The following is a 15,143-nucleotide window of genomic DNA, read 5'->3' as shown; positions in this document are numbered from 1 at the left end:
CCCGAGAGGGCCACTGGCACGCGCACGGGGCGCGCGCCCCGCCTCCGCGCCACCTCGCCCGCTCGCCCTCACGCTAAGGGCGCACGCCGCACTGCGCGTGCGCATCTCGCGCAGTCCAACTAGCGGCCGCCGCGGCGGGCCGTCTTGCCCTTCTTCGCGGTGGCGCGCTTCACGGCCTGGCGCTTGGAGGCCGGGGCCTTGGTGCGCGCGGCGGTCTTCTTCGCAGCGGCCTTCTTCGCGGCCGGGCGCTTCTTCGCGCCGGCGGCGCCGCGGCTCGAGGCCTTCTTCGCCACGGCCTTCTTCGCGGACGCCTTCTTCATGCTGCCGCGCGCGGGACGGCCCGCGCCGGCAGCCTTCTTCGCCGCGCCCTGGGTGGCCGTCTTCTTCGCGCGCGTGGGGCTCTTGCGCGCCGCGGGGCCCGCCTTGCCGGCCTGCTTGCGCGGCGCCGCGCCCGCGCCGGTGGCGGGGGTGGGGGACTGGATCGCGCCGGCCGCGCCCGCCGTGGGGCTGCCGCCCATGCTGCCGCCGGTGCCCGTGCCGGCGCCCTCGCCGGACGCAGCGCCGCCGCCGGCCGCACCCGAGGTGGGGCCAGTGCCGGTGCTCTCGGTCACCGAGGCGTTCGTGGTGTCGGGGCTTGCAGCGCTCACATCCGGGGGCATGCGGGTCTCGTGGGTCATGCGGTTCCTCCTCAGAAGGACGGACGCAGCCTAGTCAGGCCTCACGCAAAGTCCCAGTGCCGGCGCTCGATTTGGTGATCTCCAGCGGACGGATGGCCCTCGGAGGGGGCGCCTGCGGGGCCGATTTTCCGGCTCCGGAGCGCTCCGGGACCCCTCCGGCCCCCCCTGCGCCAGGGTCACCCGGGGTGCTAGAACCGGTGCTTTCGCAGCGGAGGGGTACGCCATGCAGGTGCTCGTCACGGGGGCCACGGGCCTCATCGGCAACGCGATCGCGCGCGTGCTGCGGGAGCGGGGACACCACGTGCGGGCCCTCGTGCGCGACCCTGCGCGCGCGCAGAAGGTGGTCCCCGCGGGCGTGGAGCTGGTGCGCGGCGACGTCACCCAGCCGGACACGCTGCCCGCCGCGGTCGCCGGCGCGCGCTGGGTGTTCCACGCCGCGGGCCTCCCCGAGCAGTGGCAGCCGGACGCGCGCATCTTCGACCGGGTGAACCGCGAGGGCACCCGCAACGTGCTGCAGGCGGCGCTCGCTGCGCGCGTGCAGCGCGTCGTCTACACCTCCACCATGGACGTGTTCGGCGCGCCGCGCGGCGGCACGCTGGTGGAGACGCAGCTGGACACCGTCCCCAAGCCCACCGCCTACGAGCGCTCCAAGGTGGCCGCCGAGGCCGAGGCCGAGAAGCTGCGCGCGCAGGGCCTCGAGCTCGTCTACGTGAATCCGGGCGCCGTGTACGGCCCCAGCCCCGTGCACGTGGGGCTCAACTCCATCTTCCTGCAGGTGCTGCAGGGCAAGGCGCCCGCGCTGCCTCCGGGCGGCGTGCCCGTGGCCTACGTGGACGCGGTGGCCGAGGCACACGTGGTGGCGGCAGAGCGCGGCCGGCCGGGGGAGCGGTACCTGCTCGCCGATGGGCATGCCTCCATCCGGGAGCTCGCGAGCGCGGCCCTGCTCGCCGCGGGGCGGCCCGACAAGCCGCCTCCGACGCTGCCGGCGCCCGTGGCGAAGGTGTTTGCCGCGGCGAGTGCGCCCCTCGCGCGCCTCTTCGGATTGCGGCCCCTGATTGCGCCCGGGCAGCTCTCGTTCGTGATGTGGGACGTGCGCATCGACGCGAGCAAGGCGCAGCGGGAGCTGGGCTATGCGTCCGTGCCGCTCGCGGACGGGGTGAAGCGCACGGTGGAGTCCATGCGGGTGCAGGGACTCGTGTGACTCAGGACAGGTACTGCGGGCGAGGCTGAGCCGGAGCGGCGCTGCGCTCCACGTCCAGGGTGCGCCAGGTCTCCAGCGCCCACGCCTTCTCGTCCAGGTCGTCGTAGGTGACGATGCAGAGCGCGCGGCGGTCGCCCGCATCGCACAGGGCGGTGAGCCGGCCGCTGTCGCCCTCCTCCACCACGTCGCCGTAGCCGGTGACGCGCGCGTTCTTGTGCTCGTACTCGCCGCCGTGCTCCAGCGCTGCGGGCAGGCCGCGCTCGGCGAGCACGCGCACGCTGCGGCGGTGGTCTCGCGCCACCCAGCTGCCGTCCGGCAGCACGGCTTCCGCGAGGCTGCCCGGGATGCGGATGGCCCAGCCCTGCGGCAGCGTCACCTGCACCGTGCCGCGCCGGTAGCCGATGCGCGGGCCCTCGGGCGTCTGCAGGGCCTGGCGGCTCACCTCCTCCGCCAGCGTGCCGCCCACGCCGAGGAAGCCCAGCAGCTCGCGCCACTCGCGCCACGGGTAGGCGAGGCTCGGGTCCTCGCGCCACGCGCTCTCGAGCAGCCGCGCCACGCTGCGGAACATGCGCCGCTCCTCCTCGAGCAGGGGCGGGCGCCACACCATCTCCGTCCACAGCCGGCTCAGCGCGCGCCCCAGCCGCACCCGCGGGCCCGTGCCCTCCTCCCACCAGGGGAACACGTCGCGCCCGCGCGCGGGGTCCTCGTGCACCGCCTGCACCCAGGCCTCGTCGCGCGGGCCCATGGGCGTGAGCACCGCCGCGCCGCCCGGGTCGAAGGCGTGGCCGGGGCGCAGCGAGAGCGCGAGGTTCGCGTGGCCCAGCGAGCGCAGCGCGAGCACGCTGCCGGCCGTGTCCGCGAGCCACGCGAGCATGTGCCCCTCGAGCGGCGCCGCGTCCCCGGTGTGGAAGTAGCCGGTGGGGTCGCCCACGCCCTCGTCCGCGTGCGCATCCGCCCACGCCACCGAGAAGGCGCCGCCGAGCCGGTGCAGCAGCTCGCACAGGTAGCGGTGGTAGCCGGGGCCCACCGCCGTCGTGTCCGCCACCACCACCACGCGGTGCTGGCCGGCCGCCACCACCGAGACCTCCTCGGCCGCCGGGTGCAGCTGCAGCCGCAGCACGGGCCGGCCCTGGGCGTCCGAGTCCATGCGCGCGCCCTCGAGCAGCTCGCCCGCCTGCTGCGCCACCCAGACCTGCACGCGCTCGAGCCACCGCAGCGGCGCGTCCTCGGCCGAGGCCCCTGGGAGCCCCGAAGACTGCAGCCCCGCTGCTCCGCCGTAGCGTCCTGCCAGCACCAGCCTCACTGCCATGCGCGCCTGCCGTCCTCTCTGGGGGGGTGGGCCCGGGAAACGGCCGGGCTGCCCCCAATATGTCGCCGGCGCGGGGCTTTCCCACCCTTTCGCCCGGGCCCCTCGCGCGAGCCCCCGCCCGGACCTGCGCCTGCACGCCCGTCTGCTTCCGCTTCCCACCCGGGGAGGCCGGCTGCCCCGCGGTGGGCAGGGCACTTCCGCACTCGAGGCGCCTTCCCAGGAGCGCGCGCGTGGCACCTCGCTTGCTGCCCATGCGGCGACTCTCAGGAGGGGACATGGGCCGAGTGCTGCGCTGGGGACGGGTGGGCAGGGTGGGGTGCGCCATGGCGGCGGCGCTGGTGCTGGGGGCGGGCTGTGACGCCGCGGACCCCGCCCAGGTGGCGCCTCCCGACGAGCAGCCGGCGCCCGCGCCGCAGCCCGCGCCGCAGCCGGAGCCCGTGCCGCCCCTGCCGCCGCCCCCTCCGCCCGAGCCGCCGCAGCCGCCCCCGCCGCCTACCTACGCCACGCAGGTGCCCGAGGACGTGAAGGGCGCGGCGCGCGTGGCCGGCTCCGAGGGCTGGCAGTTCCTCACCGGCGCGCAAGGGGTGCCCGCGCGCGTGTACGGCGTGAGCGCGGACGCGGGCGGCAACATCTGGGTCGCCGGCGGCAGCGTCATCTCGGTGCTGCGCAAGGGCGCGAGCCGCTTCGAGAGCTTCAACGCCCCGCAGCAGGCCATCTCCATCTCGGGCGGCCCCGCAGGCGTGGCCTTCGTGGGCTACATGGGCGCGAGCGGCTGCGACATGGCGTGGGACGTCTCCGGCGACCTCGCCACCGCGAAGACGGGGGACGCGGACCGGGTGTGGCTCACCGGCGGCGGGCTCGCGCGCGCGCACTACGACATCTCCAGCGGCCCCGGCGTGGTGCCCGCCGAGCCCAAGGGGCGCGAGAAGGTGTGCAACATCTTCCGCGTCCTCTACGACGGGCCCACGAAGAGCGTGTGGTTCGCGGGCAACCACGGCGTCGCGTGGGGCGACCCCGAGAGCACCTTCGTGGTGGAGCACACCCACCCGGCCATCAACTGCTGGATGCCGCACGCGCCGGACGAGAGCGGGCGCTGCAGCTCGGGCGAGTACACGACCGCCGGAGGCCAGTGCTACAAGATGACCCTCTGCTCGGGTGACTTCAACGCGCTCGCCATGGACGACCACGGCGACCTGTGGCTCGGCGGGCGCGAGCGCAGCGCGCGCTTCCCCTGGGGCACCACGCGCCGCTTCTACGACGCGGACAACTTCATCCAGAAAGAGAGCAACCGCGTGGACGTGTGGCCGGACGCCGTGCCGCGCGACCCCTTCCCGCAGCAGCAGGTGAAGGACGACACCTTCGGCCTCGCCCCCATGCCGGACGGCTACGTGTGGGCGGGCTCCAGCACCCAGGGGCTCGCGCTCGTGGACCCCAAGGGGAAGGCGGTCGCCTGGTACAAGCAGGCGCTGCGCAACCCCACCGTGCTCGCGCTCCACGCGGACCCGCTGGACCACTCGGTGTGGGCGGGCCACGGCGCGGGCGGCCTCACGCGCGTGCAGGGCACCGCGTGGACGCACTACGACGGCAAGGCGCTGGGCAAGCTCGCCAGCAGCGCCGTGGTGGACATCCAGGTGCTGCAGGAGGAGGGGCAGCCGCGCCGCATGCTGGTGGCTTTCCGCAACGGCGCCATCGGCATCTACAGCGGGGACTAGCGCTCGCGCTCGCCGCGCACCGCCGCGGCGAGCGCCTCCTCGAAGGGGGCGCGCACGTTGTAGCCTCGCACCGCGCTGCCCACCCGCACGCTCGCGAGCGACACGCCCGTCTGCGCGAGCCGCGAGCGCACCAGCATGTGCTGCACCCCGAAGCGGGCGCGGTGCTGGTGCAGCCACTCGGTGGCCTGCTGCTGGATCTCCGGCGCGTAGCCCTCGAGCCCTTCCGCGTCCACGAAGAGGCGCGGGCGCTCGGCGCGCGAGAGCGTGGCCTCGAGCTGCTCGAGCAGCGGCGCGCAGAAGCTCGCGTCCAGGATGCCCCGCTCCACGAAGAGCGTCACCGCCGGCGTGAGCACGCGCACCTCGAGGCGCCCGAGCGCGGTCGCCCACACGCGCTCTCCCGCCCGCTCGCTGCGGATTTCTTGCGCCACGTCGCCCACTCCGTGCGTTGGCGGGGCGCCTGCCTCCAGGCCCACCCCGCGCGCGATTTGCGGAGCGCCTTCTACCAGTCCCCTTGCGGGGGCGAGACCGTAACGTTTACGCCCGGGCCGCCCCGAAGGCGCACTCGGCACGGTAACGATTACGCCCTGCGGCCCGCGCTCACGCGCGGTGGCCGGGTTGCCTCACGCGGCGTGCGCGCTGCGGCGCAGCGCGCGGATGCGCGGGGACACGGGGAACTCCCGGGCTCCTCGCCATCGCGGGCCCGCGCGCTTCAGGGCTCGCGGCGCACCACCGCGCCGCCCTTCATCACCAGGCGCACGCGCCGCAGCGCGGAGAGGTCCTTCGTGGGGTCTCCGTCCACGGCGAGCAGGTCCGCGAGCAGCCCCGCCTTCACCTGCCCGAGGCGCGCCTCCTCGTGCAGCATGCGCGCGTTGACGAGCGTGGCCGCGCGCAGCACCTGCACCGGGCTCATCCCGTAGGCGCCCATCAGCTCGAGCTCGCGCGCGTTGTCGCCGTGCGCGAACACGCCCACGTCGCTGCCGGCGCAGATGGGGACGCCCGCCTGCAGCGCGGCGCGGAAGGACTCGCGCTTGAGGCGCACGGACTCGGGCTCGGGGTCCTGCCCCTTCTTCCAGCCGCGGTACTGCTGGATGGCGTCCCCTGCGGCGAGCGTGGGGCAGAGGATGACCTTGCGGCTGGCCATCAGGCGCAGCACCTCGGGCGTGGCGTCGTCGGCGTGCTCCACCGTCTCCACGCCGGCGAGCACCGCGCGGCGGATGCCCTCCGCGGTGCTCGCGTGCACCGCCACCGGGCGCCCGGCGCTCTTCGCCGTCTGCACGATGAGCGCGAGCTCCTCCTGCGAGAAGGTGGGGCGCGCCTCGCCGCGCGGGCCCCAGCGGTAGTCCGCGTAGACCTTGATCCAGTCCGCGCCCGCGCCGATCTGCCGGCGCACCGCGCGCACCAGCGCGTCCACGCCGTCCGCCTCCTCCGCGCCCTGCGGCACCTCCCACTCCGCCGCGTAGCCCTTGGGGCCGTAAGAGCCGCTCGCCACCAGCGCGCGCGTGACCACGTACATGCGCGGCCCCGGGATGATGCCCTGCTGAATCGCCTGCTTCAGCCCCACGTCCGCATCCCCCGCGCCCTCGGTGCCCAGGTCGCGAACCGTGGTGAAGCCCGCCATCAGGGTCGCCCGCGCGTGCTGCGTCGCGCGCGCCACGCGCACCGTGAGGCTCTCCTTGAGCACCTGGTCGTTCCACGGCGTCTCGTTGTACGGGTGCAGCAGCAGGTGGCTGTGGCCCTCGATGAGCCCGGGCAAGAGCGTGCTGCCGGGCAGCTCCACCGTCTGCGCGCCCGCGGGCGCCTTCACGCTCGCCGCCGGCCCCACCGCCTCGATGCGCTCGCCGCGCACCAGCACCGCCCAGCCCTCGTGCACGCTCTCGCCGTCGAACACGCGCGCGGGGCGAAGCAGCAGCGGCGCGGGAGGCCCCGGAGCGGGGGCCGGGGCGGCAGGCTGGGCGTGGGCACCGAGGCAGAGCAGCAGCAGGGCGGGGAGGAGGGCGCGCATGGGGGCGAACGATGGAACAGCACCCGGGCCCGCCGTCAACTCCCCCCCGCCCCCATGTCCCTGCCGATTTGTTGCAGGTCCCGCGCCGGACCTTGACCATGATGCGTCCCCATTCACCTCACCCAGGACGGATGAGCATGACCTCAGGCTTCACGCGGCGATCGATTCTCAAGAGCATCGTGGTGGTGAGCGCGGCGAGCGCCGGCAGCGGCCTGCTGAGCGCATGCAGCGACGACAGCAACGGCGGCGGCGAGCTGCAGTCCGGCGAGCGCTACTTCCCGCAGTCGGTGGCCTCCGGCGACCCGAAGCCGAACAGCGTGGTGCTGTGGGTGCGCGGCGTGAACCCGGACCGCAAGGAGGACCTCTCGCTGCGGCTCGAGGTCTCCAAGAGCAACACCTTCGACCAGCTGGTGGTGGACGCGCAGGGCCTGCAGGCGCTGCAGCAGCACGACGGCTGCCTGCGCGTGCGCGTGGAGAACCTGGAGCCGCGCACGACCTACTACTACCGCTTCACCCACGAGCGTGACGGCGTGCGCTACGCCACCGTGGCGGGCCGCACCCGCACCGCGCCCGCCGAGGGCTCGGACACGCCGGTGCGCTTCGCCGTCGCCAACTGCCAGGACTACATCGGCCGCTACTACAACGCCTACCAGCGCCTGCTGCAGCTGGACACGGACCTGGACTTCGTCCTGTGCGTGGGCGACTACGTGTACGAGACCAGCGGCGACCCGAGCTTCCAGAGCGGCGGCGCGGCCTCGCGGCGCATCACCTTCAGCGAGCCGGTGGGCGCCATCCCCGTGGGCAGCGGCGCGAGCGCGTACCTCGCGGCCTCGACCCTGAGCAACTACCGCGACCTGTACCGCACCTACCGCTCGGACAAGGTCCTGCAGAAGGTGCACGAGCTCTACCCCTTCATCGTCATCTGGGACGACCACGAGTTCGCGGACGACTCGTGGGGCGCCACCGCCACCTACTTCGACGGCCTCAAGGACGAGACCGACGCGGAGCGCCGCGGCAACGCCGAGCAGGCCTTCTTCGAGTACCTGCCCATCGACACCGGCACCGCCGGCAACGGCGGCGCGCTCGAGACGACGCGCGACCAGCTCTACCCGAACACCAAGCTCTGGCGCCGCTTCGGCTTCGGCAAGCACCTGGACCTGGTCATCACCGACTACCGCAGCTACCGCCCGGACCACCTCATCCCCGAGGAGGCCTTCCCCGGCACGGTGGTGATGGACCAGGCCACGCTCAACGCGGTGGCGCCCGGCCTGGTGGGCACGCTGCCCGCCGCGACCTTCGCGTACGTGGACATCGACGAGCCGCAGTACGCGAACCAGAAGGCCCTGGTCGCGCAGGCGGTGGAGGGGCTCTTCACCGCGGCGTACCAGAAGGCCGGGCTCATCGGGCAGGAGGCGCGCGCGAAGGCGCAGGCGGCCGTGAAGGGCAAGCTCGCGCTGCAGTACGTGAACGGCGTGCTCGCGCAGCTGGGCCAGGCGCCCATCGACCCCAGCGGCAAGGAGAAGGGCGTCGCGTACGTGCACTTCGCCAAGCTCAACGCCTTCAGCGACGTGGGCTCGCGCTACTTCGCCGTGAAGCCGCTCTACGACCTGTACGCGGGCTACCTCTACGCGCGCACGCAGGGCAAGAGCGAGAACGTGCTCGGCGCCGAGCAGCAGGCCTGGCTCTACGAGCAGCTGGGCAACACCGCCAGCACCTGGCGCGCGGTGGTCAGCTCCGTGTCGCTCACCAGCATGCCCCTGGACCTCAGCCAGAAGACCGACCTGGGCCTGGACCTGCTCAAGCAGAACTTCTACTTCGACGTGGACCAGTGGGACGGCTTCCCCAACCGCCGCGCCGAGCTGCTCGGGCAGCTGAAGGCGAAGGGCGCGCAGAACACGCTCTTCCTCTCCGGGGACATCCACGCCGCCTTCGTGAGCAAGATCGACGCGGCCAAGAGCAACATGGCGCTCACCGCCCCGGCCATTACGTCAGCGCCCATCCGCACGCTCATCGGCAACGCGGTGCAGAACACCGGCCTGCCCACCGGCAAGGGCACGCCCTTCTACGGCTACGTGGTCACCGGGCTGGACCAGACGCTGCGGGACAGCAACCCGGACATCGTCTACACGAACACCGACCACCACGGCTTCGTGCTGGTGGAGCTGGGCGCGCAGGAGGCCAAGGCCACCTTCCACCTCATCCCCGAGGCCGAGGTGGGCACCGACTACTCCACGCGCGAAGGCGAGCTCGCGGCGAAGTTCACGACGCAGGTGTTCACCTTCCCCAACACGCGCACGGCGTAGCGGCGTGAGGGGCGGGGTGGGGGCGCAGCGCCCTCACCCCGTTTCCCGGGGCGCGCTCAGCGCAGCTTGGCGCGCAGGGCCTTGGCGCGCTCCTGCGTGTCCGGGTCTCCCGCGGTGAGCTCCACGCTCTTGAGCCGCTGCTCGAGGCTGGTGGGCACCTTCGCCTTCAGCTTGCCCGCGGCCTCGAGCTCCTCGAGCTTGCCCAGCGCCTTGTCCACGATGCGCTCGCGCGGGTGGTCCAGCAGCGAGTCGAGGAAGTAGGCGTCCTCGGGCAGCTCCGGGTACTTCTCCAGGTAGTCGAGCACGCTCTGCACCCAGAGCTTGCGGTCGCCGGCGGCCTCGCGCACCTTCGTGAGTGCGTCCTTCTGCGCCTTGCGCTTGCCCTCGGGGTCGAAGGTCTTCGCGAGGCCCTCGGGCAGCTCGCCGCCGGTGAAGAGCGCGTCCGCGGCCTGCTTGTACTTCTCGTAGGTGGGGCTGCGCTCGATGCGCTGCTGCGCGGGGTCGTCCTGGCGCGAGTGGCTGCGGCTCTTGCCGCGCTGCGCGTCGATCTCCCGCCAGCTCTTGTTGCGCCGGCCGCTGAAGCCGCCGCCGTCCCCGTCCCTGCCGCCACCGTCCCTGTCGCGTGCCATCACGTCATCCCTTCTTGCGCGCCTGCCACAGCGCGGCGAGCCCGCGGGTCACCAGGTTGCGCACCGGCGCAAGCTCCTCGGGGACCAGCGGATGCTCCTCGTCGTGCTCCGCCTCGAACAGCGCGTCCTCGGCGTAGGTCGCGAGGGCCGCCGGCACCGGAGGAGCGTCCGGCGTCGGTGCGGTGGCCAGCGCCCCGGGCGGCACGGTTGCGACGCCCGCGGGCCAGCCCAGCTCCAGCATCGCGAACAGCTCGAAGAGGAGGTAGCGGGCGACGGCGTATCCTTCGTCCGTGAGCCCCGCGCCGTCAAGGGCACCCAGGAGCGGGTCCTGCCGGTTGTCGAACAGGTGCGTGAGCCGCTCGCGCGCGCGCACGTCCTCCTCGAGGTGGCGCGAGGCGGCCTCCACGAAGGCCGCGTCCGGCTCGCCCGGGGCGAAGGGGCTCGGCGCCGGGGCCTTCTCGCGCTTGGGGCGCGGCGGGCGCGGGCCTTCGTCCTCGAGCCGCACGCCCTTGCCCTCGGCCACCAGGTCCCAGAGCCCGAGCAGGTTCTGGTACATGAGCCGCGCCACGTCCGGGGAGGGGAAGCGCGGCGGGCCCTCGAAGAGCTGCGGGATGAGCTCGCTGGAGGAGGCGCCGTCCGCGTGCGCCTCCTTCATCAGCGCGAGCACCGCCTCGGTGTCGTAGGGGCTGCCGGCCAGCTCGAGCAGGCCGTCCAGCGTGGAGGCGCCCTCGAAGTGGTGGACGAAGTCGCTGCTCTCGGTGCCTCGTGGCTTCTTGCTCATGGGGTCCCAGGGGAAGGGGCGCCGGGCACCCTAGCGTCCGGGGGCGCAGCGCGCCACGCGCGCGGCGCGCACGCCCGCCTTCCATGGGCCAAATGTAGCGACGGCGGGCACGGACTGCCGCGCCGGCCCGCTGGCCCGGGAGGAGGCGGGCGGGCGGGCGCGCTGCTTCAGGGCGCGCAGTAGCTCACGGCGCGCAGTTCCACGCCTCCTTCCTGCAGCACCGGCAGGAAGAAGGTCATCCAGCCGTCGGGCCCCGCGGTGAGTCCGACGCCGGGGCGGGCGTAGGGGTCGAAGTCGAGGTCCGCCGTGCTCGGGGTGAGGTCCACGACCCCGGAGTCCTCGCCGCGGGCGAAGACGCGGCCGCGGGAGGTGCCGCGGATGCCAGTCGGGGAGATGCACTCCGGGCAGTAGGTCACGGTCTTCCATGCCACCTGCAACCCGCGCGGCGTTCCCAGGGCACGGAGGAACGCCGTGTCCGCGGCAACGTCATTCCAGGCCTCCGGCTCTCCGCCGTCGAAGAGGTTGCGGACCACGAAGAGTCCGGAGCCTCCGTCCGCGAAGGACTCCCGGTAGACGAGCACGGGCTGCGGGGGCCCCCCACTGCCGGGGTCTGCCGGAACGTTCGCCAGGTGGGCGTCGGTCTCCGAGAGCAGCTCGATGGTGCGCTCGCTGCCCACAGGCGCGAGCGCGCTGGAGAAGCGTTGCAGACGCAACGTGAACGCCATCCCCAGCTCGGGGGGCCATTCGCTCACCGCGAGGACGAAGCCGTCCTCGACACCCAGAACGCTCTTCGGGAAGAGCCCCGCCCCTTCGACGCGCACCCGCATCAGCGAGGTGCGCGGTGTGACGATGTTGCCGAGCGGGTCGGTGACGAGCCCCAGTACCTCGGTGGCATACGCCATGAAGGGAGTGCCGGCATCGGTCTCGTGGAACGACACCAGCACCTTGCTCCCGTCGAACGAAGGAGCGGTGCGCAGCGACCCATAGGGGAAGCCAGGCGTGGTGTTCAGCGACGAGTAGAAGGGCTCGCCGTCGTTGCCCCGCAGCAGGAGGCCCTCCGCGGAGAGCGGCACGTAGAAATCGGTGACGTCTTGCTGGCCCCGCCGCTCGTAGGTCAGGGCGATTCCCTGCGCTGTGTTCAAGAGCGCCGGGCCATCCAGGTAACCCGTTCCGGCCGGCTTCAAGGGCTCGGGCTCGGCAAGGGCCTCCAGCTGATCGTCGAAGCGGCGCAGGCTGAAGCCGCCGTCGCGTTCCTGCGCGAGCGCGACATAGCCGCCATCCATGCGCGCCACCGGGACGTTCCATGTCGAGCCTTCGCTGCGCGGAAACAGCGTGGCCCAGTGACGGTCCGTCTCGCCGTCGCAGTCGTTGTCCAGGCCGTCGCATCGCGTCTCGGCCGGCTCGTAGTCGGAGCCGTAGGACAGGGCGGTGCAGGTGGGCTCGAAGCCGCCGTCCTCGAGCCGCGCATGCGCCGCGCCTGCACAGACTCCCTGCGTCTTCTCGCAGGGCGGACCCACGGCGATGCCCGCATCGAGGTCGGAGCCTGCGTCGGTGTCGTCGCCCGCATCGGTGCCTGTATCGGTGCCGTCGCCGGCATCGCGGCCTGCGTCGAGCACATCCCCACCCGCGTCGCGGGTGGCTGAGTCCTCGATCGTCCCAGCGTCCTCGCGCAAAGTGGATGCCGTGCAGGAGAGCTGAACCGAGGCGGTGAGGAGCAGGGCTGCGGTGCTCCGCGCGAGGAGCGCAGCGGAAAGCGGGCGACGGTGCATCGGCGCAACACTAGCAGAACGGGCAAGGAGCGAGCTCCGCGAGAGCGCCGGTCTCCTCACTCGGACCTCCGTCGAGCTGCCCGAGGCGTGCCAGGGCTGTGCTCTGCGGCCGCACTCGCTCGCGCTGTGCTTTTCCTTCTCGGGTGAACGCGAGGCGAGAGGCCTCGCACCCCGGGCGCATGGTGCGGGGCGTCTCCGTGCGCCCACGCTCGGGGACATCCACCGCAGGACCCGAGAGGAGCCGCACGATGGCGAGCGCACGAGGAGCGAAGAGCCGCGGAGCAAGGAGGCCCGCAGTGAAGCGGGGAGCGAAGGCGAAGGAATCCGTCGTCCGCACCTACGCCGCGCCGCCCCGCGGCTTCGACGCGAGCAAGGCCAGCGAGCGCACCCGCCTGCGCTACGGCATCCCGCCCCGCCCGCGCGAGGCTCCGCTGCAGCAGTACTTCGACCGCGTGCTCTCGGCGCCCCTCACCGTGGTGGTGCCGAAGTTCCGGAGGCAGCCCGGTGTCGCCGGCCCGCTGGACCTGCCGCTCGCCCCGGCCCTGCCGCCCCAGCGCCACAACCACATGGGCGGCGCCACGGTGACGGCGCCCGCGGCGCAGGGGACGATGCGCTGGATCCAGGGCACCTGGACCCTCCCGCACATCTACCAGGCGCCCGTGGACGCGAACGCACAGGGCTGCTCCACGTGGATGGGCCTCTTCGGCGAGAGCTCCACGAGCAACCTCTTCGCGGGCTGGGACATCCGGGTGGCGCGCTCCGGCGCTCAGCTGCAGTACAGCTACGGGGTGTGGTGGCAGTGGTCGCCCGGGTCACGCCACGCCGTCACCAACCTGCCGGCCGAGCCGGGCGACGTGCTCTCGTGCGTCATCTGCCTCGACCTGGGCTCGCACGTGCGCGCGCGGCTCTACTTCCACAACCTCACCCGCCGCACCGTCTCCACCTTCTTCGTCACCGCGCCCTCGGGCACCGAGCTCACCGCGGACACCGCGGGCTGGGCGGTGGGGAACATGATCATCGACTTCGACGGGCCCTTCGTCGCCCGCTTCGGCGCGTACTACTTCGACGAGTGCAACGCGGGCACCACGGACAGCCCCGTCATCCACCACCCCGAACAGCCCGTGTTCCTCACCAACCTGGACGGCACCCAGGACCAGGCCATCCCGAGCATCCTCTCGGACACGATGGTGCGCATCGCGTACGCGGGACCCTGAGCCTCAGCGCCGCGTGCGCAGCGAGGTGCCGCCCCGGTCCTTCTGCGTGCGCGAGGTGGCGCGGCCCGCCGGGGCCGCGCCCTTCGCCGCGGCGCGCAGGGCGCCGAGATCGCGGCCCGTGCGCAGGTTGAGGTCCTGCAGCGCGCCGCCCGAGAGCGGCCGCTCCCGGCGCACCGCCTCGCGCGCGAGCTCATCTGCGCTGGGGGCCCGCTTACGCCGTGCGCCCTCGGGCCGCTCGCCCTCGGCGCGCCGTCCCGCACCGGGCGTGCCCTGGGAGAGGCCGAGCAGGGCGCGCGCCTCGGCGCTGCTCGCGCTCGCGGTGCGGCCCACGCGCGAGGGCGCGGAGGGGCTCGCCTTCACCTTGCGCGTCGCGGGGCCACTCGCGGGTGGCCGCGGAAGACGCGAGGGCTCTGGGAGCAGGCCCTGGGCCGCCGCGGTCTTGCCGGTGCGCTTCGTGCTGCTGCTCTTCTTCCTCGCTGCCATGGGGCCTCGCTCGCGAAGGGGTCCTGCTCGAAGGTAGGGCAGGAGCCCGGCCGCGGCAGACCTCCCGAGTGCTCGACGCGAGGGCAGGCGGCGGAGCGGGCCACGCTCCGCCGCTAGGCCGGGGCGCGCGAGAGGATGGCGCGCAGGCGCCGCGAGAAGAAGTCCACGACTGCGCGCACCCGCGGCGAGGCGAAGCGGTCCTTTGCGTACAGCAGGAAGATCTCCCCTCCGGGCTCCGGCTCGTAGGAGAGGTCCACCTCGGGGAGCACCCGCTGCAGGGTGCCGGCGCTCACCTCCCGCTCCACCGCCCAGTCGTAGACCAGGCCCAATCCCAGGCCCGCGACGAGCAGATCCTTGTACGCGAGGGGCTGGGACACCAGGGCCCTCGCGGGAAGGCGCAGGGGGCGGGCCTTGCGGCCCTTGCGGCGCACGTACCAGGGGTAGGGCTCGAGCGCGCCGTTGGTGACGAGCACTGCTCGGTGCTGCTCCAGCTCCTGCTCGTGGCGCGGAATACCGTGGGCCGCGAGGTAGCTGGGTGCCGCGCACAGCCACTGCCGGTCCGTGGAGCCGAGCCTGCGCGCCACGTGCGACGTGTCCGCGAGCGGCCCGATGCGGATCGCCACGTCGAAGCCCTCGGCGGAGAGGTCCACCACCCGGTCGCTCAGGTCCAGGGCGAGGGTGAGGCCCGGGTGCAGCGCGAGCAGCTCGGGGACGAGCGGCAGCACGTGGAGCTGCCCCAGCAGGTTGGAGACGCTCACCCGCACCGTGCCCTGCGGCGCGCGCGCCTGGTCCGAGACGCTGCGCTGCAGCGCCTCCGCCTCGCTCACCAGCCGCCGGGCCCGCTCGCGAAACAGCGCTCCGGCCTCCGTCAGCGCCATGCTGCGCGTCGTGCGCTGCAGCAGGAGCGCACCCAGCTCGCCCTCGAGCGCCTCCACCGTGCGCGAGACCCGCGACACCGACACCCCGAGCTGCAGCGCCGCGCGCGAGAAGCTGCCTGCGGCCACCACCGCCTCGAAGACGCGCATCTGCTCGAGCTGAACCATCCTCCGAGCGTGGCACTTTT

General features: G+C 73.5%; 13 protein-coding genes. 4 read left to right on the top strand and 9 right to left on the bottom strand.

What is annotated here, in order from left to right; all coding sequences use genetic code 11:
• Positions 1–119: 119 nt before the first annotated feature.
• Positions 120–677, bottom strand: a complete 558-nt coding sequence (locus FGE12_RS30820; RefSeq protein ID WP_153869879.1) for a hypothetical protein — start codon at positions 675–677, stop codon at positions 120–122.
• A gap of 223 nt (positions 678–900) precedes the next feature.
• Between FGE12_RS30820 and FGE12_RS28915 the strand changes: the two genes are divergently transcribed.
• Positions 901–1,878, top strand: coding sequence for an NAD-dependent epimerase/dehydratase family protein (locus FGE12_RS28915; protein WP_153869878.1), 978 nt, complete (start codon positions 901–903; stop codon positions 1,876–1,878).
• 1 nt (position 1,879) lies between these two features.
• Here the strand turns inward: FGE12_RS28915 and FGE12_RS28910 are convergent, their stop codons facing one another.
• Entirely contained in the window at positions 1,880–3,187 is a 1,308-nt protein-coding gene (locus FGE12_RS28910) for a hypothetical protein (protein ID WP_153869877.1), read from the bottom strand.
• 275 nt (positions 3,188–3,462) lie between these two features.
• On the opposite strand from FGE12_RS28910, the gene FGE12_RS30150 reads away from it, so the two are divergent.
• Positions 3,463–4,899, top strand: a complete 1,437-nt coding sequence (locus FGE12_RS30150) for a hypothetical protein (RefSeq protein ID WP_194798381.1) — start codon at positions 3,463–3,465, stop codon at positions 4,897–4,899.
• Here FGE12_RS30150 and FGE12_RS28900 read toward each other — a convergent pair.
• Together FGE12_RS28900 and FGE12_RS28895 are read right to left on the bottom strand one after the other, a co-directional pair.
• Positions 4,896–5,327 carry a hypothetical protein gene (locus tag FGE12_RS28900; protein WP_153869876.1) on the bottom strand — a complete coding sequence of 144 codons (432 nt, stop codon included), beginning with the start codon at positions 5,325–5,327 and terminating at the stop codon, positions 4,896–4,898. The two genes, FGE12_RS30150 and FGE12_RS28900, sit on opposite strands and share 4 nt — an antisense overlap.
• Before the next feature lie 281 nt (positions 5,328–5,608).
• Positions 5,609–6,901 carry an amidohydrolase family protein gene (locus tag FGE12_RS28895; RefSeq protein WP_153869875.1) on the bottom strand — a complete coding sequence of 431 codons (1,293 nt, stop codon included), beginning with the start codon at positions 6,899–6,901 and terminating at the stop codon, positions 5,609–5,611.
• Between the two features lie 137 nt (positions 6,902–7,038).
• On the opposite strand from FGE12_RS28895, the gene FGE12_RS28890 reads away from it, so the two are divergent.
• On the top strand, positions 7,039–9,204 hold the full coding sequence (locus tag FGE12_RS28890) for an alkaline phosphatase (protein ID WP_153869874.1): 2,166 nt from the start codon (positions 7,039–7,041) through the stop codon (positions 9,202–9,204).
• 56 nt (positions 9,205–9,260) lie between these two features.
• On the opposite strand, the gene FGE12_RS28885 is transcribed toward FGE12_RS28890, so the two are convergent.
• The 3 genes from FGE12_RS28885 to FGE12_RS28875 all read right to left on the bottom strand — a co-directional run bounded on the left by FGE12_RS28885 (position 9,261) and on the right by FGE12_RS28875 (position 12,383).
• Positions 9,261–9,833, bottom strand: a complete 573-nt coding sequence (locus FGE12_RS28885; protein ID WP_153869873.1) for a hypothetical protein — start codon at positions 9,831–9,833, stop codon at positions 9,261–9,263.
• A 4-nt stretch (positions 9,834–9,837) separates the two neighbouring features.
• Positions 9,838–10,614 carry a hypothetical protein gene (locus FGE12_RS28880; RefSeq protein ID WP_153869872.1) on the bottom strand — a complete coding sequence of 259 codons (777 nt, stop codon included), beginning with the start codon at positions 10,612–10,614 and terminating at the stop codon, positions 9,838–9,840.
• Between the two features lie 167 nt (positions 10,615–10,781).
• Positions 10,782–12,383 carry a hypothetical protein gene (locus tag FGE12_RS28875; RefSeq protein ID WP_153869871.1) on the bottom strand — a complete coding sequence of 534 codons (1,602 nt, stop codon included), beginning with the start codon at positions 12,381–12,383 and terminating at the stop codon, positions 10,782–10,784.
• Between the two features lie 296 nt (positions 12,384–12,679).
• Between FGE12_RS28875 and FGE12_RS28870 the strand changes: the two genes are divergently transcribed.
• Positions 12,680–13,597, top strand: a complete 918-nt coding sequence (locus FGE12_RS28870; protein WP_194798380.1) for a G1 family glutamic endopeptidase — start codon at positions 12,680–12,682, stop codon at positions 13,595–13,597.
• Positions 13,598–13,600: 3 nt separating this feature from the next.
• Here the strand turns inward: FGE12_RS28870 and FGE12_RS28865 are convergent, their stop codons facing one another.
• Both FGE12_RS28865 and FGE12_RS28860 read right to left on the bottom strand, forming a co-directional pair.
• Positions 13,601–14,080 carry a hypothetical protein gene (locus tag FGE12_RS28865; RefSeq protein WP_153869869.1) on the bottom strand — a complete coding sequence of 160 codons (480 nt, stop codon included), beginning with the start codon at positions 14,078–14,080 and terminating at the stop codon, positions 13,601–13,603.
• 113 nt (positions 14,081–14,193) lie between these two features.
• Positions 14,194–15,123, bottom strand: a complete 930-nt coding sequence (locus tag FGE12_RS28860; protein ID WP_153869868.1) for a LysR family transcriptional regulator — start codon at positions 15,121–15,123, stop codon at positions 14,194–14,196.
• Positions 15,124–15,143: the final 20 nt, after the last annotated feature.

It is taken from the genome of Aggregicoccus sp. 17bor-14 (assembly GCF_009659535.1).
Classification (GTDB): domain Bacteria; phylum Myxococcota; class Myxococcia; order Myxococcales; family Myxococcaceae; genus Aggregicoccus.
The sequence above is the reverse complement of the archived record's forward strand: the minus strand, read 5'-3'. Positions and strand labels throughout refer to the sequence as shown.

Bases quoted from the DNA above. Each gene is read 5' to 3' on its own strand.
- FGE12_RS30820 (WP_153869879.1), bottom strand. From the start codon at position 677: ATGACCCACGAGACCCGCATGCCCCCGGATGTGAGCGCTGCAAGCCCC.
- FGE12_RS28915 (WP_153869878.1), top strand. From the start codon at position 901: ATGCAGGTGCTCGTCACGGGGGCCACGGGCCTCATCGGCAACGCGATC.
- FGE12_RS28910 (WP_153869877.1), bottom strand. From the start codon at position 3,187: ATGGCAGTGAGGCTGGTGCTGGCAGGACGCTACGGCGGAGCAGCGGGG.
- FGE12_RS30150 (WP_194798381.1), top strand. From the start codon at position 3,463: ATGGGCCGAGTGCTGCGCTGGGGACGGGTGGGCAGGGTGGGGTGCGCC.
- FGE12_RS28895 (WP_153869875.1), bottom strand. From the start codon at position 6,901: ATGCGCGCCCTCCTCCCCGCCCTGCTGCTGCTCTGCCTCGGTGCCCAC.
- FGE12_RS28890 (WP_153869874.1), top strand. From the start codon at position 7,039: ATGACCTCAGGCTTCACGCGGCGATCGATTCTCAAGAGCATCGTGGTG.
- FGE12_RS28885 (WP_153869873.1), bottom strand. From the start codon at position 9,833: ATGGCACGCGACAGGGACGGTGGCGGCAGGGACGGGGACGGCGGCGGC.
- FGE12_RS28880 (WP_153869872.1), bottom strand. From the start codon at position 10,614: ATGAGCAAGAAGCCACGAGGCACCGAGAGCAGCGACTTCGTCCACCAC.
- FGE12_RS28875 (WP_153869871.1), bottom strand. From the start codon at position 12,383: ATGCACCGTCGCCCGCTTTCCGCTGCGCTCCTCGCGCGGAGCACCGCA.
- FGE12_RS28865 (WP_153869869.1), bottom strand. From the start codon at position 14,080: ATGGCAGCGAGGAAGAAGAGCAGCAGCACGAAGCGCACCGGCAAGACC.
- FGE12_RS28860 (WP_153869868.1), bottom strand. From the start codon at position 15,123: ATGGTTCAGCTCGAGCAGATGCGCGTCTTCGAGGCGGTGGTGGCCGCA.